30 protein-coding genes, 1 tRNA gene and 1 pseudogene are annotated in these 26,733 nt (G+C 37.6%); 11 read left to right on the plus strand and 21 right to left on the minus strand.

Features of this window, described 5'->3' with window-relative positions; translation table 11 throughout:
• Positions 1–30: 30 nt before the first annotated feature.
• The 4 genes from MKZ16_RS23990 to MKZ16_RS24005 all read right to left on the minus strand — a co-directional run bounded on the left by MKZ16_RS23990 (position 31) and on the right by MKZ16_RS24005 (position 5,268).
• Entirely contained in the window at positions 31–1,623 is a 1,593-nt protein-coding gene (locus MKZ16_RS23990) for a sensor domain-containing diguanylate cyclase (protein WP_038572778.1), read from the minus strand.
• A 1,016-nt stretch (positions 1,624–2,639) separates the two neighbouring features.
• Entirely contained in the window at positions 2,640–3,554 is a 915-nt protein-coding gene (locus MKZ16_RS23995; protein WP_038572780.1) for a phosphotransferase, read from the minus strand.
• Positions 3,555–3,757: 203 nt separating this feature from the next.
• Positions 3,758–4,234, minus strand: coding sequence for a GNAT family N-acetyltransferase (locus MKZ16_RS24000; protein ID WP_038572782.1), 477 nt, complete (start codon positions 4,232–4,234; stop codon positions 3,758–3,760).
• A gap of 395 nt (positions 4,235–4,629) precedes the next feature.
• On the minus strand, positions 4,630–5,268 hold the full coding sequence (locus MKZ16_RS24005; RefSeq protein ID WP_076106095.1) for a hypothetical protein: 639 nt from the start codon (positions 5,266–5,268) through the stop codon (positions 4,630–4,632).
• A gap of 163 nt (positions 5,269–5,431) precedes the next feature.
• On the opposite strand from MKZ16_RS24005, the pseudogene MKZ16_RS24010 reads away from it, so the two are divergent.
• Positions 5,432–5,626, plus strand: a pseudogene (locus MKZ16_RS24010) (MBL fold metallo-hydrolase); the annotation flags it as partial.
• Between the two features lie 245 nt (positions 5,627–5,871).
• Here MKZ16_RS24010 and MKZ16_RS24015 read toward each other — a convergent pair.
• Positions 5,872–6,048, minus strand: a complete 177-nt coding sequence (locus MKZ16_RS24015) for a YolD-like family protein (protein WP_141240374.1) — start codon at positions 6,046–6,048, stop codon at positions 5,872–5,874.
• Positions 6,049–6,061: 13 nt separating this feature from the next.
• Positions 6,062–6,403 carry a hypothetical protein gene (locus tag MKZ16_RS24020; RefSeq protein ID WP_076106097.1) on the minus strand — a complete coding sequence of 114 codons (342 nt, stop codon included), beginning with the start codon at positions 6,401–6,403 and terminating at the stop codon, positions 6,062–6,064.
• A 342-nt stretch (positions 6,404–6,745) separates the two neighbouring features.
• Between MKZ16_RS24020 and MKZ16_RS24025 the strand changes: the two genes are divergently transcribed.
• Positions 6,746–7,603, plus strand: coding sequence for a discoidin domain-containing protein (locus tag MKZ16_RS24025; RefSeq protein ID WP_038572787.1), 858 nt, complete (start codon positions 6,746–6,748; stop codon positions 7,601–7,603).
• Positions 7,604–7,625: 22 nt separating this feature from the next.
• Here MKZ16_RS24025 and MKZ16_RS24030 read toward each other — a convergent pair whose 3' ends face one another.
• The 8 genes from MKZ16_RS24030 to MKZ16_RS24065 form a co-directional block, all read right to left on the minus strand.
• Complete coding sequence (locus tag MKZ16_RS24030) at positions 7,626–7,901, minus strand: hypothetical protein (protein WP_076106100.1); 276 nt, start codon at positions 7,899–7,901, stop codon at positions 7,626–7,628.
• A 42-nt stretch (positions 7,902–7,943) separates the two neighbouring features.
• Complete coding sequence (locus MKZ16_RS24035; RefSeq protein WP_143759087.1) at positions 7,944–8,228, minus strand: M15 family metallopeptidase; 285 nt, start codon at positions 8,226–8,228, stop codon at positions 7,944–7,946.
• A 236-nt stretch (positions 8,229–8,464) separates the two neighbouring features.
• Positions 8,465–8,635, minus strand: coding sequence for a hypothetical protein (locus MKZ16_RS24040; RefSeq protein ID WP_143759088.1), 171 nt, complete (start codon positions 8,633–8,635; stop codon positions 8,465–8,467).
• A gap of 50 nt (positions 8,636–8,685) precedes the next feature.
• Positions 8,686–8,865 (minus strand): hypothetical protein, encoded by a 180-nt coding sequence (locus tag MKZ16_RS24045; RefSeq protein ID WP_339814800.1) that lies wholly within the window; start codon positions 8,863–8,865, stop codon positions 8,686–8,688.
• A 1,492-nt stretch (positions 8,866–10,357) separates the two neighbouring features.
• Entirely contained in the window at positions 10,358–11,386 is a 1,029-nt protein-coding gene (locus tag MKZ16_RS24050; RefSeq protein ID WP_076106102.1) for an HNH endonuclease, read from the minus strand.
• An 11-nt stretch (positions 11,387–11,397) separates the two neighbouring features.
• On the minus strand, positions 11,398–11,910 hold the full coding sequence (locus tag MKZ16_RS24055) for a response regulator (RefSeq protein WP_076106104.1): 513 nt from the start codon (positions 11,908–11,910) through the stop codon (positions 11,398–11,400).
• 2 nt (positions 11,911–11,912) lie between these two features.
• Complete coding sequence (locus MKZ16_RS24060; protein WP_076106106.1) at positions 11,913–14,387, minus strand: sensor histidine kinase; 2,475 nt, start codon at positions 14,385–14,387, stop codon at positions 11,913–11,915.
• Between the two features lie 24 nt (positions 14,388–14,411).
• Entirely contained in the window at positions 14,412–16,364 is a 1,953-nt protein-coding gene (locus tag MKZ16_RS24065; protein ID WP_339814802.1) for an N-6 DNA methylase, read from the minus strand.
• A gap of 202 nt (positions 16,365–16,566) precedes the next feature.
• Here MKZ16_RS24065 and radC point away from each other — a divergent pair, with 202 nt between their 5' ends.
• From radC to MKZ16_RS24095, 6 genes are all read left to right on the plus strand, one after another.
• On the plus strand, positions 16,567–17,169 hold the full coding sequence (gene radC / locus MKZ16_RS24070) for a DNA repair protein RadC (RefSeq protein ID WP_076103813.1): 603 nt from the start codon (positions 16,567–16,569) through the stop codon (positions 17,167–17,169).
• Between the two features lie 189 nt (positions 17,170–17,358).
• A complete protein-coding gene (locus MKZ16_RS24075) occupies positions 17,359–17,715 on the plus strand; it encodes a helix-turn-helix transcriptional regulator (RefSeq protein ID WP_076103811.1) in 357 nt (118 codons plus the stop codon).
• A 14-nt stretch (positions 17,716–17,729) separates the two neighbouring features.
• Positions 17,730–18,674, plus strand: coding sequence for a hypothetical protein (locus MKZ16_RS24080; protein WP_076103809.1), 945 nt, complete (start codon positions 17,730–17,732; stop codon positions 18,672–18,674).
• Positions 18,675–18,707: 33 nt separating this feature from the next.
• Positions 18,708–18,923: a hypothetical protein gene (locus MKZ16_RS24085; RefSeq protein ID WP_076103807.1), complete on the plus strand. Its 216-nt coding sequence runs from the start codon at positions 18,708–18,710 to the stop codon at positions 18,921–18,923.
• An 86-nt stretch (positions 18,924–19,009) separates the two neighbouring features.
• Positions 19,010–19,189, plus strand: a complete 180-nt coding sequence (locus MKZ16_RS24090; protein WP_076103806.1) for a hypothetical protein — start codon at positions 19,010–19,012, stop codon at positions 19,187–19,189.
• 29 nt (positions 19,190–19,218) lie between these two features.
• Entirely contained in the window at positions 19,219–19,344 is a 126-nt protein-coding gene (locus MKZ16_RS24095; RefSeq protein ID WP_256715428.1) for a hypothetical protein, read from the plus strand.
• Between the two features lie 52 nt (positions 19,345–19,396).
• Here MKZ16_RS24095 and MKZ16_RS24100 read toward each other — a convergent pair whose 3' ends face one another.
• Positions 19,397–20,425, minus strand: a complete 1,029-nt coding sequence (locus tag MKZ16_RS24100) for a hypothetical protein (protein WP_076103804.1) — start codon at positions 20,423–20,425, stop codon at positions 19,397–19,399.
• Positions 20,426–20,571: 146 nt separating this feature from the next.
• Positions 20,572–21,636 carry a hypothetical protein gene (locus MKZ16_RS24105; protein WP_076103803.1) on the minus strand — a complete coding sequence of 355 codons (1,065 nt, stop codon included), beginning with the start codon at positions 21,634–21,636 and terminating at the stop codon, positions 20,572–20,574.
• A 350-nt stretch (positions 21,637–21,986) separates the two neighbouring features.
• Here MKZ16_RS24105 and MKZ16_RS24110 point away from each other — a divergent pair, with 350 nt between their 5' ends.
• Complete coding sequence (locus MKZ16_RS24110; RefSeq protein ID WP_076103801.1) at positions 21,987–22,187, plus strand: helix-turn-helix domain-containing protein; 201 nt, start codon at positions 21,987–21,989, stop codon at positions 22,185–22,187.
• 80 nt (positions 22,188–22,267) lie between these two features.
• Positions 22,268–23,437, plus strand: coding sequence for a tyrosine-type recombinase/integrase (locus MKZ16_RS24115; RefSeq protein WP_076103799.1), 1,170 nt, complete (start codon positions 22,268–22,270; stop codon positions 23,435–23,437).
• Positions 23,438–23,788: 351 nt separating this feature from the next.
• On the opposite strand, the gene MKZ16_RS24120 is transcribed toward MKZ16_RS24115, so the two are convergent.
• The 3 genes from MKZ16_RS24120 to MKZ16_RS24130 all read right to left on the minus strand — a co-directional run bounded on the left by MKZ16_RS24120 (position 23,789) and on the right by MKZ16_RS24130 (position 25,271).
• Positions 23,789–23,874: transfer RNA gene (locus MKZ16_RS24120), tRNA-Leu, on the minus strand.
• Between the two features lie 158 nt (positions 23,875–24,032).
• Positions 24,033–24,509: a WGxxGxxG-CTERM domain-containing protein gene (locus tag MKZ16_RS24125; protein ID WP_052097266.1), complete on the minus strand. Its 477-nt coding sequence runs from the start codon at positions 24,507–24,509 to the stop codon at positions 24,033–24,035.
• Positions 24,510–24,584: 75 nt separating this feature from the next.
• The gene (locus tag MKZ16_RS24130; protein ID WP_076103797.1) at positions 24,585–25,271 is read right to left on the minus strand and encodes a M15 family metallopeptidase; all 687 of its coding nucleotides are present in this window, start codon (positions 25,269–25,271) and stop codon (positions 24,585–24,587) included.
• Positions 25,272–25,388: 117 nt separating this feature from the next.
• Here MKZ16_RS24130 and MKZ16_RS24135 point away from each other — a divergent pair, with 117 nt between their 5' ends.
• Positions 25,389–25,553, plus strand: a complete 165-nt coding sequence (locus MKZ16_RS24135) for a hypothetical protein (RefSeq protein WP_169744799.1) — start codon at positions 25,389–25,391, stop codon at positions 25,551–25,553.
• Here MKZ16_RS24135 and MKZ16_RS24140 read toward each other — a convergent pair.
• Positions 25,550–25,885, minus strand: a complete 336-nt coding sequence (locus MKZ16_RS24140) for a YolD-like family protein (protein WP_036683341.1) — start codon at positions 25,883–25,885, stop codon at positions 25,550–25,552. The genes MKZ16_RS24135 and MKZ16_RS24140 overlap by 4 nt on opposite strands.
• Before the next feature lie 207 nt (positions 25,886–26,092).
• Positions 26,093–26,653: a hypothetical protein gene (locus MKZ16_RS24145; RefSeq protein WP_076098564.1), complete on the minus strand. Its 561-nt coding sequence runs from the start codon at positions 26,651–26,653 to the stop codon at positions 26,093–26,095.
• Positions 26,654–26,733 lie beyond the last annotated feature (80 nt).

The following is a 26,733-nucleotide window of genomic DNA, read 5'->3' on the forward strand; positions in this document are numbered from 1 at the left end:
GGCAAGTACCGCATATTTCGAGCCATTGTTTCAAACATCAGCGACCATCGTCCGGTTTCTTCCCCTGCTCTTGGCCAGGTATAACGCTTGATCCGCCTTCTCCAGCAGCCCCTCCCGCTCCAATGCATGAATAGGATAATGGGCGATTCCTAGAGAGATCGTAACCTGTGTCGGGATTGGCCCCCTGCTTTGTTCCATTGCCCGCCGGACTCTTTCAGCTATGGTGAAGGCTTCCTCGGGTCTAGTGTGGGCTAGCAAGATGATGAACTCTTCACCGCCGTAGCGGTGGCAAACATCGTCTGGACGAAACGAGGTAACTATAACATTGGCTACATGTTTCAGCACTTCGTCGCCGATGAGATGGCCGTAGGTGTCGTTCACGAGTTTGAATTTGTCTACATCCAGCACAATGAGCGAAAACGGTTGTCCTGAGTCAATCCACTGACTCATCGTATACTCTAAGGATCTTCGGTTCATTAAACCGGTCAGAGCATCCGTCGTAGCCTCTTGGGTCAGTTGATCCGTCTGCTTCTGAATATCCGTCACGGCAAGCAACACAGCCTTGGTCAGCAGATCTGCCTCTCGGCTCCATTGCGGCTTCGCTTCTGGCAATTCAATCTTCTCCTTGCCCATCCTGCTCACCAGATTTGCCAGGTACACAAAAGGCCGGGCCAGCTTGCGTGCTACGAGAATGACGCCCATCAGGAGTATAATGAACGGAAACAACGAATACCAGAGAATGGTCCGAAGGTGCCCCATCAGTTGATGATGGATGACACTAATCGGCGAAACGACCACAATTCCCCATCCGTTGGCTGGAACGCTGGAGTATCCGGCAAGCATTTCAACGTCACGGGTGTTACGCACTTGCTGTTCCCCGCTTTCCCCATTCATGAGTTTCTGCACAACCTTGTTATTGCTGACATCCTCCCCAATGAGCTGCTTATCCGGGTGGTACAACAGATGCCCGCTTGAATCCACAATATAATAATAGGAGCCAGAATCGTCCACGTTATTATCGCCAAAAATCATAGACAAAATATTGTTCTCCTGCAGATAAAATGTGCCGCTCAAAATACCGCGATATGTACCATTCTTGCTAAAAATCGGCTGACTCATAAAAACGATTAGTCTCTTGGTGGTTTGGGTCATGTAGGGGGAGGATATGTAAGGTTTTTTTAACGCCAGAGCTTCCAAACCGACCTTAGAAGTAATATGGTTTCCTACTGACCCCAAACTAGCCGGTACTACATTGCGGATCAGCCCGTCGGCATCGAGCACGGCGATAGAATTGAAGTAATTGCTACTATTGCGCATCAGTTCCAAATTATCATCCACTTGCTTGGGCGTTAAGGTTTCGTCATCGGAGAGTGTGTCAGCACTGTATTCCAAACTGCTGCGCATGGACTGAAATAAGGAATCCATTGTTTTGGTCATTCGGTCAGCGTTGTAGTAATTCAGATGGAGTGTAGTCTCCATCAATGATTGTTTTTTGGACTCGTAAGAGCCAATCAGAAGAATGCTTGAGGTTAGTAGAACCACCAGCGTAACCAAGCCCGTAAGCAGCGATGTGAGACTGAGCTTTTTACTTTGACGCGGCTCGGCTCTTCTCAGTGTAAGCAAACTTTAACCCTCCTTGGTTCTTGAAAACTAGCTTAATCAATAATACAACAAATTAAGATGTTATTCGACAGTAATCAATGAGCACGGATCTCTCATACCACTGCGCGTACCGTTTGATATACGGCGGTTCATGAAATCTTCCATGCTAAAAACTCCCCTCCAGAGCTTGTGATTAGACAAGCACTGATAAGGAGTATTACCATCCTGAGTACTGTGTGTTTGAATGTGATTCCCAGATATACAGAACCTTAGCTTTTGACGGAAGCTTTACTCAAGAAAAACAAAAAAACCTTGATTTCTCAAGGTTCACTATGATGCCGAGGACGGGAGTCGAACCCGTACGGTACTCACGTACCGCAGGATTTTAAGACATGGGTTTTTATTGATATGATATGGAACTAAACTCAATAACCTAGTCATATCAAGGACTCAACCCGTTCTTATATTGTTCTCATTTGGACTGGTTTCTACTGGTTGACCTAGAGTCTGTCCCCAGTTCGTCCCCAGCCCGTCCCCTGCGATTATTTAACAAAACCTTGTATTATAAAGATAAAAATACCACTTATACTATAACCAGAGTTTTGATCCCTTGCAACAGAAATTAAAATCTGTGCAAGGGCTTTTTTTTTTTTTGGGGGTTAGTGCCTGACCTGGTTAATATCTATTTGGTGTAATTGCTTTACTTACTTTGCTCTCATTAATTTACATATCTAGTAAAAACCTAAATGTAATCTATCAATTACTTGATACATGCTAAAATATCTTTGGTTACAGAGAAACGCAAAACCCCACCAGTATAATCACTGATGAGGCACATTTTTACAATCGTATCGGTTGGGTGTCTTATGTCTATATTGAGCTAACGTTTCCCGTTAGCGCAACGACTTACTCTGTTGGATTTCGTGTTCCTCAACATAAAGCGGTATCAGAGAAGGCGGATCGTACCTTATCGCGGCCTTTAAACGACAAAATGGTGCCGATAGCCATAGCCCCATAGCCGCAACGAAATAATGAGCCTAATCCGACAGTGCCCGCATGATGTTGGATTTCGCCTCTGCCGCAATTGCTTCATTCCCGTCATCGACCGCTTGCATTAAGATCAGTATGGGGATGTATACCGCGATTAGCCGCGCCAGCAGCTTCGTTTCCTCGTCCGCTCCTCCGTACGTTTCGAAAAACACGCCGCGAGCGTAAGGTGGTAAAAAGCTATAAGCAACGCTCAAATCGCAAGCCGGATGGCCTACGCTCAGATCGCCCCAATCAATGATGCCGGAAACGATCCCGTTCTCATTCACAAGCATATTTTTGAAATGAAGATCGCCATGTAGCAGTGCATTCACCGCCTCGACACGGTCCTTTTGCAGCCTGCTAATATACGCTTCGATCACACCGGACTCCTCCGGCGACAAGTGTTCAACCACCTTCGATAGAAAGCCCTCCAATTTCACTTTGCGCGATGCTATGTCCGTCAAGTTTCGATGATCTTGCTGAACTCCGCACTTCAGCGCCGCCTGCACCGGAAACTCATGCAATCTCCGCAAAAATTTCGCCAGCGTCTCTGCCGATAAAGCCCGGCGTTCTTCCGTCAAACCGATTGGGAAATCTCCTAGCACGTAGGCATAGCCAAGAAATGGTGCCGGGTATTCGTCACTTGCTTCGCCATAAAACAACGGTTTCGGATAGGGGATGGTTATATATGCCTCCAGCTTTGGCAGCAGCTTCCCTTCCATACGAATCGAGCCAACTGCAATCGTTCTTCTTGGAAACCGGAACACGTACTCGTCACCGATGAGAAAAACCGTATTGTCCCAGCCCCAGCCCAGTCGCTTCACTTGCTTCGATGACAGCTGAGGGAATTGTCTGCCGATCAGCGTCCGCGCCTGCTCTTCGTTAACCTCCCACTCCGCATCCCATACATTCGTTCCTCCCATGAATTGTCTGCCTCCTCGTTCCTTACGTTATTTAGATGTTTACATTCCCTAAAAGTTACGCATAACTGCCCGTTAGCTTAAATGAAAAAGCAGCCGGTTGTTTGAGCGGCTGCTTACATGTTTTTATTAAATTAACGTTTCCCATTAGCTTAATGATCATTTACTGATTCAGTACACAAGGGGCATTTGAAATTCCCCATATATTAGTTATCAAGTATTTTTTCCATTATCGCATTTCCATCATTGTTCTCAACTTCTTTATATTTTAGTTTTTTATATAGATTGTAGGCTGGTTCATTGAAATTAAATACACTAAGTCTGAGTTTTCTAATTCCTTTATCTTTGGCATCCTGCTCTATCAATTTCATAGTTTCAAATCCATATCCCTTATTTCTGTAATTTTGCTTAACCAAAAAATCACAAATGAATCCTGATGTATTCTCTTTTTCATACCAAATAAAACCAATTTTTTCTAAACTATGATTTATCATTACATATAAATAATTATTTTTTGTTGATAAACCCATCGGAAGTAGTTCATTGAATTCTTTTTCAGCACACTTATAAGCATCTTTATCGCTACTCATTTTAGATTTGATTAAATCTTTTGCATAGTCATTAACAGACCACTCTTTAAATTTTTCAAATTCATTTTCTGTCATATTTCGAATCTTTATCATTTATTAACCCCTATTCATTTAAATTTCTCGTTCGTATTTTTTCACAAACACGAGTTGTATAAAAGAAATTCCACTAAATAATCTTTTGCATAAGGCAACAGGATGTTGCGAATGAATTACTTTAAAAGTTTTTTGGGCCGCTCTTTCAGATAATGTCATATTTACGAACTTCGTAAATAATTCCATATGTAGAGTATTCGCGAATTTATTGAGCCATCCTACCCGAATCTAATTAGCTTTTCGTTCATCCTCAATTCCAAACAGTACAACAGATGCTTGCCCCACTGGATTTAACTCTATTTTTCACACTTCTTCTGTAAGGCTATTCCAAGCTATTTAACTTATTGATGACATTCTGAAGTCCCTATTTTGTTGACTTCTTGAAACAGAAAATTTCAAATTACTACTCCTAGTTTTGAGAGAACCCGATCCATTTCATCAAAATGTTCTTTGTCGCTTGAAGCAAAAATCAAATTAAAACTATCGTCATTATTCATCACCGTTATTATGCTGTCATCGTAATTCCCATAAAATTCGATGCCAATCCAATGCCGAAAGGAAATATCTTTGTTTTTAAAATTTTCACGAATAAAATCCAAGTCGGTTTGTTCAATGGAATAAAACGATTCACAGCCGTATTCAAGAGCGAATACGGTTTGCAAATAGACCATCGCATGAAAAAAATCGGTCAATGTTTCAAATTCCATTTTCCATACCTTTTCATCGTAACTCATATAGACAGGGGGATTGGACCTGGATAAATCGTTCCTATGGATTCCCCAGACACAGGCACGCTGATTCTCGCAATAAAAAATTAAATATTCGCTATGCTTGAAGTATTGGAATTGCTCGGGCTTGATCAAACTATCTTGCGTATGATTCAGCCGCTCGTCTTTACCGAGTTCCAAATAATAATCTATAAACACCTGGGGCAATTCACCGAAATTATTTTTAATGGTTTGTATCTCATCATGACTAAACCCGTTTCGTTTCGTAATATGAAACAGCTTTTTAATCATTGTAAAATCAGTCATCCGCATCACACCTTATCCTTGTATAATTTGCTATCGATTGACTTAAGAATATTCCAAGTCAGTCTCCTTAACCATCAAGGGGGCACTTTATATATTTTACCATATCTTCACTCCACTAATCTGCCCGTTAGCTTAATAAGGAATAAGTGAAAATGTAGTAAAGTACCTGAAAGCCCTTGGTGTAAAGACACTTGATGCCATGGTTGCTACTCATCCTGACGCAGATCACATTGGTGGGCTAGAGGATGTTCTGAAGGCACTGGATGTGAAGGCAGTGTACGCGCCGAAATTTTCGTATACAACTGAAACTTACAAAGATTTTTTGACCGCTGTGAAGAGTGAGGGACGTACCATCAAAGTAGTGACTAAAGGCGTTATTATTAGTTTAATGGATGAGTTATTTGAGGAATAATAGTTATGCCCCGGTGAAAGCTTCCGGGGCATTTTTTATGTAGTCACCTGAATCACATCATCAATCTTAATCCAATCATAGTCATCATCCGTTTGCAGTTTAATCCGCCATAGCTGCTTGTCTATGGCCATCACAACTCCCCGAAGCTTAATATTTTGAACTGGTTCAAACTGAGTTATTGTTATCTGCTCTCAATATCGTTTTGAATATGCCAACACTTGATCAATCAATTCCCACTCCTGCGCGTCAAGCATCGGCTTTTTACGATCTCTCCACTGCTGCCCTCGCTCATCACTGAGAATCCGAGTCTTATGCTCCGGTAGCATCATCCTACTGCAATCCCAAATACTCTCCAGTTTCTTAACCATGATGTCTGCCCTCCTAGTAATCTGTCCAGTAATCTATATGGCCACCGTCCATGCCCCATGAAACAGATGCTGGTCGATCCTCTCTTCGCTCCCATCCCTCAACGACCACTGCACTCTCAGGTGATTTCCCAAACTCCCATAGAATGTAATTGTCCTCTGCTAATTCCTGCAGCCCGGCTCGAATCTTTTCTGGTGTCCGCCCACTCTTTGTCTCCAGTACCTCAAGTGTAGGCATATAACCGTGATGCACCGAGCAATGCCGCATGATCATCAGCAGCTTACGGGCCGTGTCGCTAAGCATAGCTTTTTTCTGATATAGCCTGCCAAGCGAGGATATTGGACGTAAGGAATACACGGGGCGCTCCTGTATTCTTGCAGGTGGCCCGGGCCGTTTCGAATACCATTGATCTCAATTTTACGCTGAGAAATCTTGCCGACTTTATCTAAGTAAACAATTTCAAAAGGTTTGACCAATCCGCATTTGCATGTTGATAATCCCCTAGAAAATAAGATCATTTGTTTGTATCATAACCAAACATGCGTTCTTAATTCAACAGAACTCCCATTATCAAATGTAATTATTATGAATTAATATATATAATACTCTTTTAATTACATATTTAAGAAATTTTGTTTAGACTGTTCTTGTTGCATTTATGTATCTTTGATTCCTATAAACATACTAAAGGAGATACATATGAAAAAGAAAATTTACGTACCTATCATTTTATCCTTACTTCTGCTATTTAGTTTTGTTTCTATTACTAAAGCAAATACCACAACAGTATCAAGTTTAATTCCGGTAATGACATCTAATACTTCTCCATCTGGAGTGGTAAGTGCAAGTAGCGAATGGGGTATTGACCATCAAGCATTCAACGCATTTAACAATAACAACAACGACTATGGATGGGCTTCTAAAGAAGGTGTGCCATATGGATGGATAGCTTATGAATTTGAAAGTCCACAAATTGTTAACTCTTACTCTCTAACAGGTCGTGGCAAAAACGAGAATGTAGCTAAAGAATCACCTAAAAATTGGACTTTCGAAGGATGGGATGGGGAAAACTGGGTTATTCTTGACACTCAAAACAACATTACTGGTTGGACTACATCAGTGAACAAAGTATTCGCGTTTAATAATGAAAAAGAGTATAAAAAATACAAATTAAATATATCAGAAAATAATGGATACTCTTATTTTGTTACTATTGGTGAAATAAAAATGAACTACACTCCTGCTCCAGAACCAACTGCCACACCAACACCAGAACCAACTGTTACGCCTGTTCCAACTCCATCTGCTACTCCGGAAGTTCCAACAGGTGACAGAGCAATTTTGACAGTAACTCTAACCACTGGGTTAGAAAAAGAATTTGATCTACCAATGTCAGAAGTTACTACATTCCTAAATTGGTACGACAGTGTTTCGGGATCTGCTAAGTATGGAATAGATAAGCACGAGAACAACAAAGGCCCTTTCAGCAAACGTACAGAATATGTTGTACACGATAAGATACTTACCTTTGAAGTTAGTGAATACACAATTGAATAAATAAAAGCACCCCGCTGACCTATTAAGGTTGACGGGGTGTTCTTATCACTGCTCTAAATTCAAATCGCACTCGCACCAAATGGGCACGAGCAATCTTTATTGAGTCTGGTGTATATCCCTCTACGATTCCGTCGTAATCCATCTTGGTACCATAAAGATACCATAAATCAAACCAACACTGCCATAAGAAACTCGCCGCTTCCTTGTACCGCTCTATATTAGTCAAATCTTTAGCCATTTCCGTTTCAGTCGGCTTAGTACCCGCACGTAGTTGTGAGGTTGTCAGTCCAGAAGTCATTTGAAAATGCTATGCATCCTTATTAAGGAAAAAAACACCGCCTCAGTTGAAGCCAAAAGATTTTGCCTCTTGAACTACCTCCGTCCAATCAGCCACTTTACCACCGTCGCCGTCACGTTTTATATCCCAAGATACTTGTTTCCCATCGGGTAGTAACACTGCAAGGTCGATAGCTAGTCCAAAGTCATAATAACTAGTTCCACCCTTTGCATTGATAACACTAAAGCTGAGTTTAATGCTTCCTAGTGCATTTAGAGCGACTTGCTCAGCAATAGTTCGAAATAGTTGAGTGAAACGGATAGGCATTCCGAGTGTAACAGCGTTCAATTAAAACTGTGATAGCTAAAATAACGGGATGGAAACCAATAAATCTCGTAGATGATTTACTCTTTACTCGATCCAGTGTCAGAGACATTAATCATCGTTCCCTTTCTGCTGGTAGCGCGTTATCCAACTCACTACCTCCCCACTTGAGCACTACATCCAAGAGAGGTAATGGAAGTGAATCTCCCCACACTGTCCGAATTGAGTTAGGACTCATGCTTTGTAAAACATGAAATAGGTTACTGATGGACAGTGCTCCAAACCTCAGGCAGTCCAAACACCATGTTCAAAAGATGTCCATCAGCCGGAAGCAGTAACATAAAAAATGTTCGGGAGACTCCATCAATTCCGTATTTACTAGCATGGGTGTTGTCTTTCTTGCCTGCTCTAATACCTGATAACCAATCCATGATAATAAAAGCGCGACCATGATGGTTACGACATCGTCCGCCTCCCCATATTAATAATCATATGTCGGAATAAGTACTGCACCTACTGTTGACGTAGCGATTTGTGATTTAGTCATTATAATTCGCCCCTTTCTATTGTTTTTCCGGATAACTACTACTTCTAAATTTGAATCTTCTTTTGGTTGCAACGCAGCTAATATTTCACCGACTCTAAGATCAACTTGCTGCAATATCTCAAGTTGTGGCCCGGGGTAAAATTCTTATACTGTTATAATCGCTTCAACTAACACTTCAACTTGTCTCGTCAGAAGAAGTGCTAATTCAAGTTTTTTATAAATATCAGCCCTGTTCCTCCTTCCAGACAAAAGTAAAAGCCCCCAAAATATTGGATTGGATTTCTTATAAATTGAACTTATCTAGAAATATTCGTAATCACTGCGGATTTGATGACCACCGTTAACTCCAGGGCATTTAAGGAGGATACAGTGAAATAATGTAGAATTCTGGTAATGGAAAGAAGAGGATATTATTAAGCCAAAGAAGGAGGAAGAAAAGCAATGGAACTCATTAATGGATCTGTCGATAAGGTATCGGCAAGGAATTTCCCTAAAACATCCGGCGACATCAACAGAACTTCATCTCAGGATGCCACCAAGAGTGATACGTAAGGAGAACAATAACATGTGTAATAAACAAGCAGCTAATAGTCAGCCTTTATTTGAGCATCTTTAATTTGCTTTGAATCAAATATTTTTACATAAATGCCCGACTTTGTGTCATGAAAAATCTTGTATACTGAGATATCGTGTCTTCTTTCTCATTTACTTCTCCAATTCCGCAATCCGCATATCGACATCAGATAGCTGCTGCTGGAGAACGGTGAGATCGGACTTATGCTTTAATAGAATTGCCTCATACTGTTCAAGTACTGCTTTTGCTGTTTCACCAGCGCCTTTATTATTTTTGAGAATTTCTGCTGACTTGATACAAATTCATTTGTAACTCGTATGCTTGCCCAAATAAAAGATGGAGCAACTTAGATATGTGTAAATCAGCGTCCATTCTAACAAACAAAGAGAGAACGCTATTGGAAGCTTTACCTGGGGTTCTACTATAGGGACAAAGTTCTTATCAAGTGCTTCTAATTTGTCCAATATTATCATCCTTTGCTTTGGAATTTTTTCCGAAACCAACAAAAAAAACAAAAAAACCTTGATTTCTCAAGGTTTTCACTGTGATGCCGAGGACGGGGGTCGAACCCGTACGGTACTCACGTACCGCAGGATTTTAAGTCCTGAAGTAGTCTTCTTAGCTCCATTTCTAGACCACGGAAAGCTCGAACATAAATCCTTTAAGCACGAGGGTTAAGGGTGCTTTTTTGTGTTCTATACTCTCTCCGTTCAGGAATTTAGATATGCAGCAATGTTAGCAAAAATGTTAGCACAAAGATTGGAGAAACAGACTTACGCCCCTACTTTTTTCCACGCCTAATCAATCACTTTTTTTCTTTTGAGGCTTGTCTATTTGAAACACACTTAAACTCCTAGACTGTCAAGATGAAAGGATGCTTCTGATCCGCAAAAGGATTGCGGAAAAAAGTCAATCAGGGTAAGGGTTTAGAAATAAAATGGGCTTTCTACCTGGGAATTCAAGTAATAGGTCTTGACCAAGGTAACTATTAGATTTTAATAAAATGAAGTTCTAGGTAAAGTTATGTACAAATTATTCATCAGTGTCTTGTAGAGCTATCGCTGGTGCAGCCTGTATACTAGAGAGATCCAAATTTTCGCTAAATATAATAGGGAAAGAGTCTCTTGTTAATACATTTTGCTCTTCAAAAATAACTATGTTTCCTTCGTTAGGCAAACCAGAAAAGTAAATCAATTTTTCTTCAGTATTTACTAATAAACACATTATTTTATCAGATTCTGACCTCCAATAGTTTATTATATCCTCTTTGAAAGTTATTACTTTTTTACCATTTCTAAATTTAAGTTTATTAGTGTATTCCACATAGCATTTTGCAGATAAATCAGCATATTGAAGCATAATATCAAGTTCATTTTCATCATATACTTGTTTAATCGTTATTTGGGAGTCAATTTGATAGATAAGATTAAAGAATATTAGCTCATCTTCATCTAAAATCTGAGCTTTATAGTAGGGGCCAAGATACTCAAAATCTAATTCTTTATATTCGTTCTTAAGATAAGAGAGCAGCATTCTTTTCTCTAAACTTTCTGGGGTTAGCATCGCATCTTGTATCATTTCTTCCAATTTCACTCTTTTCCTATCCAACGAAGCATTTCTAGAATATCTTTCTCTTCGAATTTCTCTTTGTTTTTTTTGATCGAGCTTAATAATATCTATAAATAATTCACCTTGTTCAGAATTCGGGACTAACTTAAAAGTTATAGGATCAGGGCTTGGCTTGATGTGATATTCATCACCGATAATTTTATCCATACAGGGATTAAGCAAGCTTTCATCCCATCTATCGCTTTTACCAGATCTGCTATTACAAATACTACATGAATAAAATAAATTAGGATAATCGTCAATATCGGGTAATGTAGCAAACTTTTTTTTGGGTCGAAAATGATCTATTTGAAAAGAATTATAAGCTAATATACTCTCAAATTCATGGAGACCACAGTAAGCACAACGATATCCAAAATCGAACCGCAAATATTTCTTGCATTTGTTATGATAATAATTTATTTTTCTTGTTTTTCTGATAAATTCCGACATGAGATGTCCACCTATTCTTTATTAAGTAAACTCTTTAATGTTTCATGAATTTCATCAAGCTTTCTGATTTCTAATTCAGTATGTTCCTTTTGTATTTTTAGTGCATTCTTTACTTGGTCTGAATCTTCTATGGATCTCTTTAGTATGTGAGATCTTTTAATTCTAGATATTATGTTCTCACTTTCATCAAAGAGATCTCCTTTTTTTACAGTCTGATCAAATTCAGAATATTCAGATGAGTGCGCAATTTCATCGTTAGTTAGTAACAAGATATGAATGTAAGAGTCTTTCATTCTTATTGCGTCTAAAATATCAAATCCATCATACTTTGCACCAGTCTTATCAAGGTGCCTATCAATTATGACAAAATCTATTCCTTGTAAACATATAAATTCATAATATTCTTGGGGTGTCTCAAGTACATCCACAGGAACAAATTCTATTTCAGAATCTTCTTCAAGCACAGTAGTGTACATAGCTATATTAGATGGATCATCATCAATATAAATACCTTTAAGCTTCATGGTTAATCCTCCAGAGGAAATTTAATATAGAAAACCGCACCTTGATGAATAAGTGAGTTTGAAACGGAAATAGTTCCTTTGTATTTTTTTATGATATCATTAACTATAGTCAAACCTAAGCCTACTCCTGTATCCTTTGTAGTTTGAAATGGATTAAAGACAATAGATTCATACCCCTTTGAAATGCCTTTTCCATTATCCTCAAAAATTAATTCGAAATATGATTCACTCAATTTAGTCTTAATAACTATTTTTTTTGATCTTGTTTCTTTCAATGCTTCAAATGAATTAGTTAGTAAATTAATAATGATCGATTCTAAATCAATCCTATACATTTTAAAACCAGTCTTATATTGTGACAAGTCTAGTGATATTTCAATCTTTTGAGACTTTATCACACCATTATATACATTCACAATGTTGCTAATTATATCATCTGTTTCAAGGTATTCTGCAGTATTTCTATTACTTTTCCTCACAAAATTTATAATTAAATCACTATAACCTTTTAAACGATCAGCGTCATTTATCATACTATCCAACATGTTGTTTAGTTTGTGATCAGTTAGTTTATGATTAATGAAACTAATTCCATTGAAAATACGATTTATAATATCAGCAGTTTCATGTCCAAAGGAACCCGTTAAAATACCAAGAGTTGCTAAATTCTTATAAATATCGATTTCGGTTTGTTTTGATTCTATTAAATTAACTGCTTTGTTAAAAGTATCATTATGTGTTTTGATAACCTCTTTATAAAAATTAACGTCGTCCTGATTTTTTTCTATGAAATTATTGGCTATATTAATTACTTCTTCTCTAGTTTTTTTATCAGGTATTACCTGTCCAAGTTTTTCTAAATTCTGATTTATGATGCGTTGTCTTTGCTTGTTTCTTTCCAGTTCTTCTTTTGTGAGTACTTCATCATATGTATTTTTTTTCTTTTCAAGTTTTGGCAAAGAGTCAATATTTTTATCATCTTTAGTTTCGTTATACCGTTGTGTGGAGATTAGATTTGTACATTCTAATACAAAATATCTCAAATCATCGAAAGCAGTATTTTCAATAATTCCTTCTCTATTAGTAGCATCTATTAAGAGGGGATTATCATGTTCTGTTAATTGAATAGTACCAATAACCTGATTATTTCCGACTTTAAATTTATGAGTTTCTTTTATTTTGACACTATCAAGATACAACCAATCATTACCATTTTCCCCATAAGGCTTAACTCGAAATCCATCCCTATATATTTTGATGCCACAATATTCTTTTAGAATTTCTCTGGCTTGTGCAAAGTTGATACTTTCATCTTTTAGTGATAGAGCTTCTATGAGGAAAAAGTAAATTGTTAATTTAACATTTCCGCAGAGTAGAGGTCTCTTTTGTTCTAGACTAAGTGGAAGGCTCTTTGAGCCATCTTTTTTTAAGTAATTTATTAAAATTCGTTTTCCATTATCTGTTACTTCAGCTGTTATTTTCGCTGTATGCAAATTGAGAATATTATTTACAATCAGATCTTCATCCAAGTTAAATTCTTTAGCATCTATGATTGGTTGAAATATATTATTCTCAAGAATTTGTGGTGAAACAAGTAAACGCATTTCTCTTTTTACTTTGTTAATATCTTTTAAAGTCCATTCATGCCTTAAAAACTGGAGTCTAATTATTAATCCTGTGAAAGCTCTATTTGTACTAACACTAACTTTTTTATGAAGATCATCAAGAACCATTTTATATTTACTTTTTTCTTCAATGGATAATTCTTCTATTTGATGATCTATTTCTTCGATTTTATCATCATATTCGTTAAGCTTGTCATACTCATCCAAATTTTCCATTAATGTTTCTTCGATGAATTTATACAAATCGGGATTATTCAAAAATATTTTATAGTTATAATTTTTGTTATTGATTCTCTCTGAGATAAATGATTGTATGTATTTGGGGAATTTCGGATTAAGTTCAATGTATTCGAATTGTCTTTTCAGAAAATGAGCACTTTCCTTATGTCCACCATCTGATTTGAGCATATTCAAACTTTTCTTTATCGAATTCAAGTCTAGACCTTCATATTTATTCCAATTAATCTTGAATTTAAAGGGATCTTCGTTTTCCGGAAAAGACACTATTTCAGCTATTTCAGCAAGACTCTCAACAGAAAATCTACCAATTCCTTTTTTACCAGCTTGTTTCCTCCCCTTAGGGCTATATAAGCTCTTAAGTTTGTTATTAGTCCCTATTACAGCCCATTTTTTAAAAACATCATTTCTAGTCATTCCAGATCCAGTATCTATTATTTCAATACTCGGATGCTCACTCAAAATATTATTAAAAGAAATCTTGACTCCTTCTGCATCAGCATCGTAAGAATTTTTGACTAACTCCACTAATGATGTTACTGAGTTAGTCATTAATTCTCTTCCCATCTGCCCTACGTGTCTTGCGCTTACTGACAAGTTAAATGAGTTATTCAATTTTATTCCTCCTTATAGATTCGCTCACCTAATATAATTGCGTATCATATCAATTTCATTAGTAGTTAGAGAGTAGTTTTCGTATATTATTTCGTCTAAACTATCAATTGACTTTTGAGTAGGGTTCAACTCTATTAGGTTCACCATCTCAATAATAGAATTTTGATATTTAAAGGACATTGGCAATAAATTAAGTTCCGAAGAAGAAACTTGAGTATTTCCGTTTTTCACACTGAATATTATGTTCAAAAGTCTAGAATTGATTAGACCAAGAAATAACTTTAAAATATCGTCAGGAATAGTTTGAGACTTATGTCTTTTGTCATACAAAAAATTAACATGATTTTCTAAAAGATAGGCAGGGTTATGATATAAGAATTCTTCCTTAAATAAACAAGATTTAATTCTCTGTAAATCTTCGAAAGTAGATGTTCTTTGTACTATAAGTTTCTGACCTGTTGAAATCATAGACTTGATTTTTTCACTATAATTAACAAATTGTTTTTTTTCTGAATTATTATTAGGAAAATCTTTATACATAAAATTAAACTTTTCTATAAATCCAGCATAGATAATGGGCAAAGAATCTTGATTATTTTCGCTTTTAAGTAGTGACTTATGTTGGTTCCAGACGAATGCTCCAGTACCAAATAAATAATCCCCCTCTTCTTTTAAATTAGTAGACTCAGAATAAATTTTCTTAATCAAATTTAAAATTGAATTTGAGTTAGGTATAAAAATGAAGTAATTATATCTTTTGTCCATTATTATATTGTCCATAGATGTTTCAAAGGAGATAGTTTCTTTATCTTTACTATCAATTTGATTGATTACTTTAACATTGGTATTTTCTCGTATTGAATTTCTAATAGTTAAAATGACAACTGCTTGTTCTACATTTTTGAATATTTTAGTTCTGGATTTAAAATTAATTAATGATACTAATTCTAATTCTGATATTAATCTTCTTAGTTTTAAAAAATATAATCCAGACTTAAAGGATTGAGGAATGATTAAAGAAACAATACCTTCTATTGAAACATGCTTTAAAGCCCAGTATAAGAACAGCCCGTATACATTGGGTTGTCCATAAATAATCTCTTGATATATTAAGAGGGAGTCATTATTAGTAGTTTTAAAGTAAGGAGGATTACCAATTATTACATCGTACTTTCTTACATCTATTTCTAGCAATGTGTTTTTCAATAATATATTTGGGAAATCACTATAAACTTCAAGGAAAATATCTAGGTCTTCCCTGCTATTTAGTAGTCCAATGAGATTAAAGGTCAAGTTAAATTTAGTTAGTACAACTGCGAACGGATTAATATCGTTGCCATATAAATTAAAGTAAACAAATTCCAAAATCTCTATAAAAGATTTTTCTTTGTTCATTTTATTTATTATTCGAGTCAAAAACACCCCGGCTCCGCAAGCTGGATCAATAATTGTTTTACTCATATCAATATCATCAAAATTAATACTAGCTTCTAAAACTATTAAATCCACAATTTCTTCAGGAGTATAGAATTGTCCTAATCGTTTCTTTTCAGTACTATCTAGCAATGACTCATAAATATCAGAGAAGTATTCAATTGATAATGAATTTATTAGACTCTCATTTATTAATTTAGTTATCTCATTTGTTAATTCTCCTGTTACCGTATACCACGAATAAACCCCTTGAATATCTAACTTTCCAGCCAATAAACTCCAAGATGTTTTTTTTTGAAAATGTAAATGTAAATATTCCGTATACAAATAACACAAAAGAACAAAATAGCTTGTTTCATTAACAAAGTTATTTCTTAAATCATCTTCTTTTAATTTCATACTTAAAGATGATAACTCTAGTATTTTATTTTGATATAAATCAAAGGGAGTAGTGTTTTTTTTGATATTTTGTATAATGTCTCTTTTTATTAACTCATGTAAATTATAAAATCCTGAAAGATCTAGATCCTGATTTTTTCGCAAATTCAATACTTCCTCATTGGTAAATTATTGTTTATTACTTCAATACTAATATTAAAATTACCTACTCTGGTGGTTAAGTATACAATAAACCGCATTAGACTTCATTTCAAATATATATTATATCATTGAATCTTATAGGTAATGAAATATTCTAGCAAGATACGCTAAGAATGTAGCAAAATAAAAGAGAGAGGTTTGAATAATGAAAAACGATAAAGAATTAATAGGATTAGTTTCTTCGATACTAAATGAAAAAGAGGATAGCCACATAGTTAGAGAATTGCTTCATAAGTTTCCAACACCAGCAGAACTAATGGATGTATCAGAGCAACAGTTGGTATCTATAAAAGGAATCGGCAAAGGAAAAGCCCGGCAAATCACTGCTATGTTAAAACTTGCAAAGGTACTGACTTTACCCAACCAGAATCAACATATCATTCGTAGTCCAAAAGATATTTTCCATTTGCTCGAACCAGACTTGCGCTACGAACAGAAAGAACACTTCTTCTGCCTCTTCCTCAACACCAAGAACCGCCTCATATTCAAAGAAGTCATCTCCGTAGGCTCTCTAAACGCCGCCATAGTCCATCCCAGAGAAGTATTCCACGCTGCAATTAGACGCTGTAGCGCCTCACTCATATGCGCTCACAACCACCCGAGTGGTGACCCGGAGCCGTCAATTGAGGATGTGAATCTGACAAAACGACTCATAGCCGCTGGGGAAATCATAGGAATAGAAGTCCTTGATCATGTAATCATTGGCGGCAATCGCTTCTACAGTTTGAAAGAGCATGGTCATTTCTAAATTTCACTAAACAGCTTTTATTTGTATGTCCCTCAAACAATGAAATATAAATATCTTCCTCTTAAATACTTTTATCCACGGTTTAACCACACTCCGTATCAATTCTCTACTATAGGCATTGAAATCCGCACTATATCCTGTTGAGCCTCCTACCAAAAAATTCTATCGTTTGATTAGGGGTGAAGGGAAATGAACAGCATCGAATCTATTGGGGAAAATATCAGGGTTTTACGGTTAAAAAATGGTTTCAGTCAGGAGCAGCTTGCACTAAATGCAGGAGTTAACACATCCTACATCGGTCAGATTGAACGAGGAGAAAAGAACCCTACTATAAAAACCTTGGAGAAAATATCCAAGGCTTTGGAAATTGCTCTGATTGACTTGTTATTTCTGGTGGATTCCAGGGGAGGAGGTTCAAAAACTTTTTGCAGTCAATCGTCTGCGGTTACCCCTGAACAGATTAAGCAATGCCTGCTGGAAGTCTTGATTGACAACACTAACATGATTGTCGATAAGCAAAAGTCACTGAATATAAAAGAAGAATAAGGGAGCAATTAACCATGTCTACAACTGAAGCTATACATTCCGGCAAGATCAAGAAATCAAAGAAGAAGCCTCTTCTTAAGCGTTGGTGGTTCTGGATTCTTGCTTTACTTGTTGTAATCACTGTTGTTAGCATACTCTCTTCAGAAGGAGAGTCAACGGCTTACGAGCTATCAAAAATGCAAACGATGACTAAGGAAGAAATCATAACGAAGTTTGGAGAACCAAATGAGGTTATTCGAGATGATTCAGACGGTTATGCCATTGCTTATAATTCTGGGTTTATGGTTAGCGGTGACAAGCAAGGCGCAAGCGAGATCACACTACAAGAGGATGCTGTTAAGGGAAGCTCGAAGGATACATACAAAATTTTCGATGTAACGTTAGGTTCATCTTTTGCTGATAATGTTGCACGTTTGGGTAAACCAAATCTTACTCAAGAAAAGGACGGCAAGAAAATCGTCATGTACCTGACTGAAGAAGATTATCTGCTTGTATTCTCCACAAGACCAGATACCGACAAGATCAGCACCATTCAGTATTCTGCTTATGATTCAAGTATGGAGTCTCTTTCACTCGACCTCTCAAGTCTTCTTGGTTTATCGGCCACTGAAGACGAATTAAAGTCACTCTATACAATTAAGGATAAAAACAGTTCTCAAGGAGAAACAATGTATGCCATGGAAGAAGGCTTTGAATTACTTGTTGATGAAAATAATTTGATGAAACAACTCATAATTTCTTCAAATTCTGTTTTCAACATTCATGGTATTCGAACCTCTGACAGCTTGGATAAAGCAAATCAAGTGTTTGGTGAGCCTATAAGTACATCTGCTGGGGTGCAAGATACCACTCAATATTCTTATAACTATAATGGCGGTGCAATACCGACAACTGTTGTTTTGAGCGTCGATAGTGGCAACAAGATCGGTTACATCCAAGTTAATGCTACAGAAGAATAAGGGTTAGTGCATAATTATTATAGGTGGTCAAAAATGATAGAACTTTATGTTCTTCTATCTATTCCATTTGGTTGGAAATTCATAAGCAAGCTACAACGTAACATCACCGTATTTACGACGATCTCTAATTACATCGTTTACAAAATCATCTTGTCTGTATTTGTTGGTTGGGCTGTAACACCGTTTTACTTGATCGGATATCTCTTTAAGTTAGTTCGAATGTTTAATCCACCCTCAAGTACTAAGTAGCAAACAAAATAGAATCATCTATGCAACAGGGAGAGCAGCGCTCTTCCTGTTTATTTTGCGTTAATCCCTGAGAGGAGGTGAGAATCATGGATAAAGTAATTGACACTGCCGGGAAGACAGCGCTGACCGCAGCGGGCGTACTAATCGGAGGAGGAGCAGGAGCAGCACTTGGCACTGCAATATTCCCCGGTGCAGGAACAGCCATTGGTTATTTATTCGGTGTTAGATATGGAACACTCAGCAGCCTTAAAGCCTGGAAACATTAATCAAAATAAATTTACGGAGGAATTAAACGATGAGTGACTTTTGGGAACGTGTAGTAGAATCTACTGTAGATGCAGTAAGCCAAACAATTGAAAACAAATATGATGTGGTCGAAACCGCACAAGATTTGTACGATAAGTATAGAGAAGAAGAATAATAACGAGAATCAGCTCATTTGAAGCCCGTGAATTAATTTAGCGGGCTTCATTTCATTCAAATCCCTCTTCAATTTTAGCATAAGGATTCTCAATGTAATCAATTTCCCAGTCTTCAGGAATTAGAACAGGATTAATATTCAAATCCCTAATTTTCTTAAGAATCTTTCCAAATTTATCAGCAGATGCCTTCGCATTCATACCTTTAACATAGACTTCTTTAGCGTTAGTAACTCCTCCACATTGTTCAATGAATTTAAGCATATAAATTAGTGTTTGACGTTTTTGAGAATTACGTACTCTTTGATTTATTATTTGCTCTGCCCTTTTTAAGGAATGATAGTCGCCTTTCCCAACAATCAGTTTATAAAACTTCATTACTTCATTTTTTAATCTTTGTTGGCTTAATAATTCCCTCACTTTTTCCTTTCCATCCCGAACTTGAGTTTCAAATCTAAGTACTCCTTTTGTCAGTGTAAAATCTCTAAATTCCTTACCCGATTCCTTCTCTTTAATTAATAGTGTCTCATAACGATTATACCAATTGACTGTTTTATTCTCTGACATCAAGTAACAGTTAGTGACGGAAGAGATGTATTCCTTGGTTCTATCATTGTTCCAAAAATACTCTGGAATGAATCCCTTTTTATATAATGATAAATATTGTGGGATTAGCTGTTCAGGCAGCCTTATATCTACAGCAGCTTCTATTCTCTTGGCTGTCCAATCAAAAAAATCGGGGACTTTTAACGAAAGAATATCCTTTAGCACGTAATTAAAGACATTTTGAACTCCTATAAACTCAGATACTTTTGTTACGAAATAATATCCATCTTTATCAATAGTGAGCTGGGGGCGTAAACGCACCTCTATGGAATAGTGACCCCAAGAGGCAGAACGCAGTCGAATTTCTTGAAAACCAAACTCAGAAAATGCATTTGTAATATAGGCATTTTTATCATACTTGTCTTTACGAAGTTGGCCCTTACTGAAGTATTTTTTTAAGTATGCCTGTACTAACTTAAACGTTTCATCATATTCTCCTTTAGTCATTGAGTGTACCAGATACAACATATCTACCATGAATGAACAGCACCTCCAACACCCCCAAAAGCCTTCATAATAACAACTAGTTGGCGGAGGGGTATTATTATCTAAGTCAAGGTACTGTTACTAGAAAAATAAAAAAGTACATTTCAGCAGGTGGTTGCTGTCATGTACTTCATTTTTCATTCTATAATATGTTGGTTTTCCTCTAAAAACTCACGGAACCGAATTTTATCCAGAACAAAAGCCCTATTGTTACTATTCCCAATTTTTTTATCAGGTCGAAAATCGCCTTCAATATCCCCATCAATAAATAGTATGCCTTGTTTAAAAAGGAACGCGTAAAGCTTGTTGTCGATCTTGAAATTCCGTCCTGTCCTTTTCAGTTCGTTCGTAACATGAGGCTTAATCAAACTATATTTTATTGCCCAGATGTTTTCATCTCTCCATCCAATAAAGCCTTCCTGAAGCTTTGAGTTATTATCCATGTTAAGGAATTCAGATTTATGAATAAGCCCTTGAACAGAGTTTAAAAAAATAACCGCATTGAATTTCATAGGATCAATCTCAATTGGCCTATCTTCTGATTCCATCCATTTATAACCTCTGGAATCTTTTATATATCGCAAATAGCCCGAATTGTCTCTTCCATAAAAGTTGTCTACCCAACCAATTTCATCATTAAATATAACTTTTTCATCATCGTCATCTATTAATCTTGTAGCGAGTCTAATTGCTCGTAATAGGTAGGAATATAAACTGTCTTTATATAGATAGAAGTCATAGTCCAGAAAATTAGGGTCAATCCATTTTGAATTAGCTAACGTTTCGTTAAGCAAGTCAAGTTCAATACACTTATATTCTTTTTTGTTGATCCGGGTGTAGACTTTAACATTAAGCCCAACTTCTGTAGTCTTCTGCTTCTGCAAATCGTAAACGCGAAGACGGTTTGTTGGAACAACAAAGAAGTTGCAAATGAATGCACCTCGTGTTGTTTCCTTCCCTTCTCGCCTTTCATCCGATTTTGTTTCCTCGCTCTCCATTTCATTCTTTGCTTGATTAATTCTTTTTCGCGCCACTTTCATCATCTTGTCGTCTTTCACAAGAAAATCCTCGCACATTTCCGAAAAGATAGCATTCATCTCCGCCAAGGTTTCTTCGATTCTTTCGAATCCTTCTCGGTTCTTTTTCCGATTGATATAATGCACATACTTTTTAGAGCAATGGATACCTACATCATTAACCATAATGTCACCCTTTTGTCGTCATGAGTAAAAAAGAATATATCCTCTTACATTAAGATAATCGAATCAAATTTACGTCTGTAAGCATATTATCGTATACATTTTACAGCAATAGCAGATGCACAAATATTTTTGGGAATTCCGGGATACTTGGGATTTTTGGGAATCCGCATTTTTACTATAACTTGATATGTTTTTGAAGTCCATGACATACAAACAATAACCGAGAACGGTGAAGAACAACAACGAAAGGCATGAACAAATATCATAAGGTACGGGATAACAATTTCAGAACCGTACTGTCCAAATTGACAATTATATATTATTACCATGAACAGGAGGTGATTAGCTTGATGCTACATGATTATCCAGAAATTATAACAGTCGAAGATCTTTTAGACATATTGTTAATTGGCAGAAACTCTGCCTATAGGTTACTGAAATCTGGTGAAATTAAATCTATTAAAATTGGACATACGTATAGAATTCCAATACTAAGTGTAAAAGAATATATTCTAAGCAAGGCTCAAATGGACTCTTCTAAATACTTGTAATCAAATAGTAGTTCACAGACAGGGGTAATTACGCTCCTGTCTTTTTTCATTTCCAAAAAAACTATTGGAGGTCGAAGCATATGAAGGGAAGCTTACTTAAACGCAATAAATACTGGTACATCATTGTTGAAACGAAGGACGAGTCCGGTAAGCGAAAGCAAAAGTGGATTAATACCAAGTGTGAGAAAAAAACGGATGCCGAGAAAGTTTTACGAGAAACACTTACAAAGATAGATAACAACAACTTCGTTTTACCACAGCGAAAACTTAAATTCACTGAGTTTATGCTAGATTGGCTTCATAACGTTATAAAAAGCGAGGTCGAGGAAACAACTTGGGAAGGTTATGAGATGATCGTAACCAAGCATATCATCCCTTACTTTAAGAGTAAAAATGATATATTACTACAAGAATTACAACCAATGCATCTGCAAAAATATTACGAAACAAAATATCAAGAAGACCAACTGACAGGCAAAAAAGGATTATCCGCTAAAACATTACGAAGACACCACGCCAATATCAGGAGTGCATTGAAATTCGGAGTGCGAATGAACCTGATTCCTTTTAATCCCGCTGATCGAATCGTACTTCCAAAGCAGGAAAAGTTCAATGCCAGCTATTATACAGTCGAACAGCTCGAAAAATTATTTGAGGTATGTTTGGATACACCGATAGAATCCGCAGTATATCTCGCAGCTCATTATGGGCTTCGGCGTTCCGAGGTGCTTGGTCTAAAGTGGGATTGCATAAATTTCGAAGAAAAGACAATCTCAATTAGAGAAGTTCGCGTGAAGTACGGTAAAGAAGTTGTCGTAAAGAAACCTAAAAGCGAGAGCAGCCAGCGCATTCTGCCTTTGATGGAAAAACTCGAGGATTACTTATTACATCTAAAGAAACAGCGGAAGAAAAACAAACAGCAATACGGCAAAGATTTCTTCGATATCGGTCTTGTATGCTGCTTGCCTGACGGCAGTCCCATGAAGACAGAATACCTGAATCATAAATTCAAGGACATACTCGCAAAGAACGAATTACCGCATATCAGATTTCATGATCTCAGACACTCGACAGCCAGTTACTTAATTAAACATGGCGTAAGCCTGAAAGAAATTCAGGTCTGGCTGGGGCATTCAACCATCAGTATTACAGCCAATACCTATACGCACATCGACATGGAGACTAAAAAAGATACGGCACAAAAGATCAATGATCTATTTTCCAAAAAAACAAATGAAGCCGCTCAATGAAGTACACCGCATGGCAATCCTAGATGATGCAGCAATCACTTCCACGCTGCTAGTCATAGCCAAAATCCATGTAAACTTGCTTTGGAACAAAGCGACAAGAATACTTTTTCTTGTCGTAAAGAAGTCATTAGAGCAGAAATCCTGCGACTGAGAAAGGAGCGTGACAGAATCCTCTATCACAGAACCTGAATAAGAAATGCTTAACGTGAAGTCATTACAATCACAACTCTGAGTGTATCGGAATCCTCGAATCTACACCAAAAAGATGCCCCGTTAGCAAAATGTTAGCAAATCATCTTAAAAACAAACAAGGGTTCCAGCTCTAATGAGCTGAAACCCTTGTTGTTCTAGTGCCGAGGACGGGGGTCGAACCCGTACGGTACTCACGTACCGCAGGATTTTAAGTCCTGTGCGTCTGCCTGTTCCGCCACCCCGGCATATTATGTGTTGAAGCTTCATACGTTGTTCACATATAACGCGACAAGAAATATAATATCATGAATATCGATAACGCGCAATCCTTTTTCGAAAAAAATTATTTACAATAAAAATAACCCGTTCAGCCTAAACCGACACGGGTTATTATAGACGTGGATTATCTACGCTCGTCACTTCTGCTTCTCATTCCGGCAAGACCCAAAAGTCCAAGCAGACCGAGCCAGCCCCAGTTAGATCCTTTGTTAGTTGCAGCATTCGTTGTTGTACTAGTTGCACGGTATTTGCCGGTCTGTGTAGTGTTGGTTGCCGGGTTAACAGTGCTGTTGGTTCTGTAGTTATTGCGGGTGTCATTGTAGTTATTGGTGTTGTAGTTGTTAGGTCTGTAATTATCATCGATGCGGATCTTATCTTTCATAATGCTCTCATGCTGATTCATTGTTCCCGTGGTGCCATTCATTAGATTGCCTTCCGTATTCATCATCCGAGTGTGTTCCGCAGTGCCATCCATTCCGGTATTCGCGGCTGGGATACCGCCCAATGCTGCTGATCCAACGGCATTTGATGCATAGCTAGCTCCCATTAGACTCATTGACAGTACAGTACCGCATGCAAGGCTTGTTATCAGCTTGTTCACAGTGTTATGCCTCCCTTTAAGGTTAGTTATCACTGATAATTTCCCCTTGGACGGCACTGTCTATGCATGATGATTTTACTCTTTTACTACATTAACTGTCTTGGTCACAGCATCATAAGTTACCTTTGCTCCAAGCGCCTCAGCCAGCGCACGTATGGGCACATAGGTTATTCCGGTATCGAGAACGCCATCGGTAAGCTTGCGGCCGTTTAGGTTAATGGTCACTGTAACGTCTTTGTTCACCTGATCATCCCCTCCGGTAATCTTTTTTAAAGCCTCTTTGGCTTGGTCCGTCGTTGGACGTTTACCTGCCCGAAGTTGATCTATAGTTAAACCGAAAGTCATCTGCAGATGTGAATAGTCTTTAAAAGAAGTCCAGTCCCCGCCCCATTCTAATCCAAGCCGCTTAGCCTCCTGTACAACCTCTTGCCAATCCGCAGTCTTATCTTTATCACCATCACGTTTGATGTCCCAAGAAAGGCTAGTGCCATTCGGCAGCAAAATCGCAAAATCAAACGCAAGGCCATAATTATGATAGCTGGTACCGCCTTTAGCATTGGTAACTATCGGTCCCGGCTTACTTCTACCCTGCGCATACAAAGCATTTTGTTCAGCAATGGTCCGTAGACCCTGAGTAATAACGATAGGGACTCCTCTCGCATGGCTTTGCTGAATCAAAGCATTTGCACCTGCCGCCAAGACAGGGTGAAGCCCGACCAGACGCGCCGCGGATTTTTCCCTCAATTGCTCCAAAGTCAGCATAGAATCACCCCTTTGGTATATTCAATGATGCCGCTGTCCTATTTGCCTGTACCCCTGTCCCCCTTAGGATGATTTCCACAAAAAAGGACAAAATATTTAACGAAAGGTGGGAGACATATGGATATTCATAGCGATAGCTATAAAGTTGCAGCCCTTAGTGAACAGGAAGAAGCACTGGAAATTATTCGGAATGCTGAAGCTTCCATTGCACATCTGACCGGTAACCCTACCGTTACCTTAATCGCTTATGAGAAAAGCGAAGGCAACGGTTCTCAGCATTAAACGATGTAGACCTCGACAATATCATCCACATCGATCCACTTCCATTCCTCCGCCCACTGCAGCTTAAACTCACGCGAGTGGGTGTGAATGGAAGTCACAAAGCCACTTAACATCGTATTTTCAAAAGGTTCAAACAGAACAACTGTCACTCGTACATGACTCCGCAACGACAAAGCCAGTGTACATTCGATCTCCTCCAGCTTTTGCTCATCCAGAATAGGCTTGATGCGGCGCAGCGTCTCCCGTTCATCTCTTATAATTCTTGTCTTATGCTCCGGCAGCATCATGCGGCTGCTTTCCCACAGCCCGTTTTTTTCCAGCTTTTTGCCCATGGTAACCCCTCCCTTATAATATATCTATTCTTCTGAACACGAACGTATGTTTGTATTATATCCGCATCTTCGCATATTAATCAATAATCAGGAAAAAGATACCTTTTTGAAGGAGCGCTTTTTATCCAAAAGATGTATATCAATGTATATCCATGTAAGCGCAGCAAAAAGACGCTGACAGATAAACTGTGCAGCGCCTGATTTGATTTATTCTTGAACAACATCTCCAGATACTGAGGTAGCTTCACCTTCGGAATCTATAAGTCCAGTTGCTTCTCTTGCCTCATTAAGCTTGGAGATACCGAACAACATCGCTATATCAGCTTTTTGATTCAATTCATTAAATTGCTCAGCCGTAACATTTGCGGAATCTGCGCCCTGAGAAGCCTCTTTTTTTAAAGAATAAGCACTTTCAAAGGAAATTTTAGACTCTTCAAGCAACTTACGAATGTCTTCAGGCAAGCTGGAGGAAATTTTTACTTTCTCGGCTTGATTCGATAAATCAGTTGCGGTACTCTGAAATTGCTTAATTTTCTTCTCCAACTGCTTGTCCGTGAGTTCTCCTGCTGAATAACCCGCAATGGCTTCATTGAACTCCGCTAAAGAAGATTTTCCCGACTCTTCAAGTTTAGACATTTCATTGTAGAAGTTTTGCACGGTCTCCTGCACTTCTTCCTCCGTGGCAGGTGCCGATGAAGTTGAATTATTGCTGCAGGCGCTAAGGATGACAGTCATCATCAGCATTCCTATTAGTAAAGCTTTTTTCATTATTTATCCCTCCACTTAACAGGATAATGTCGGTTTGTGTAAAGCGCAAATGAAATATATGTAAAATGACTGTTATGTTA

It is taken from the genome of Paenibacillus sp. FSL R5-0928 (assembly GCF_037970385.1).
In the GTDB taxonomy this organism is placed as follows: Bacteria; Bacillota; Bacilli; order Paenibacillales; family Paenibacillaceae; genus Paenibacillus_AQ; species Paenibacillus_AQ odorifer.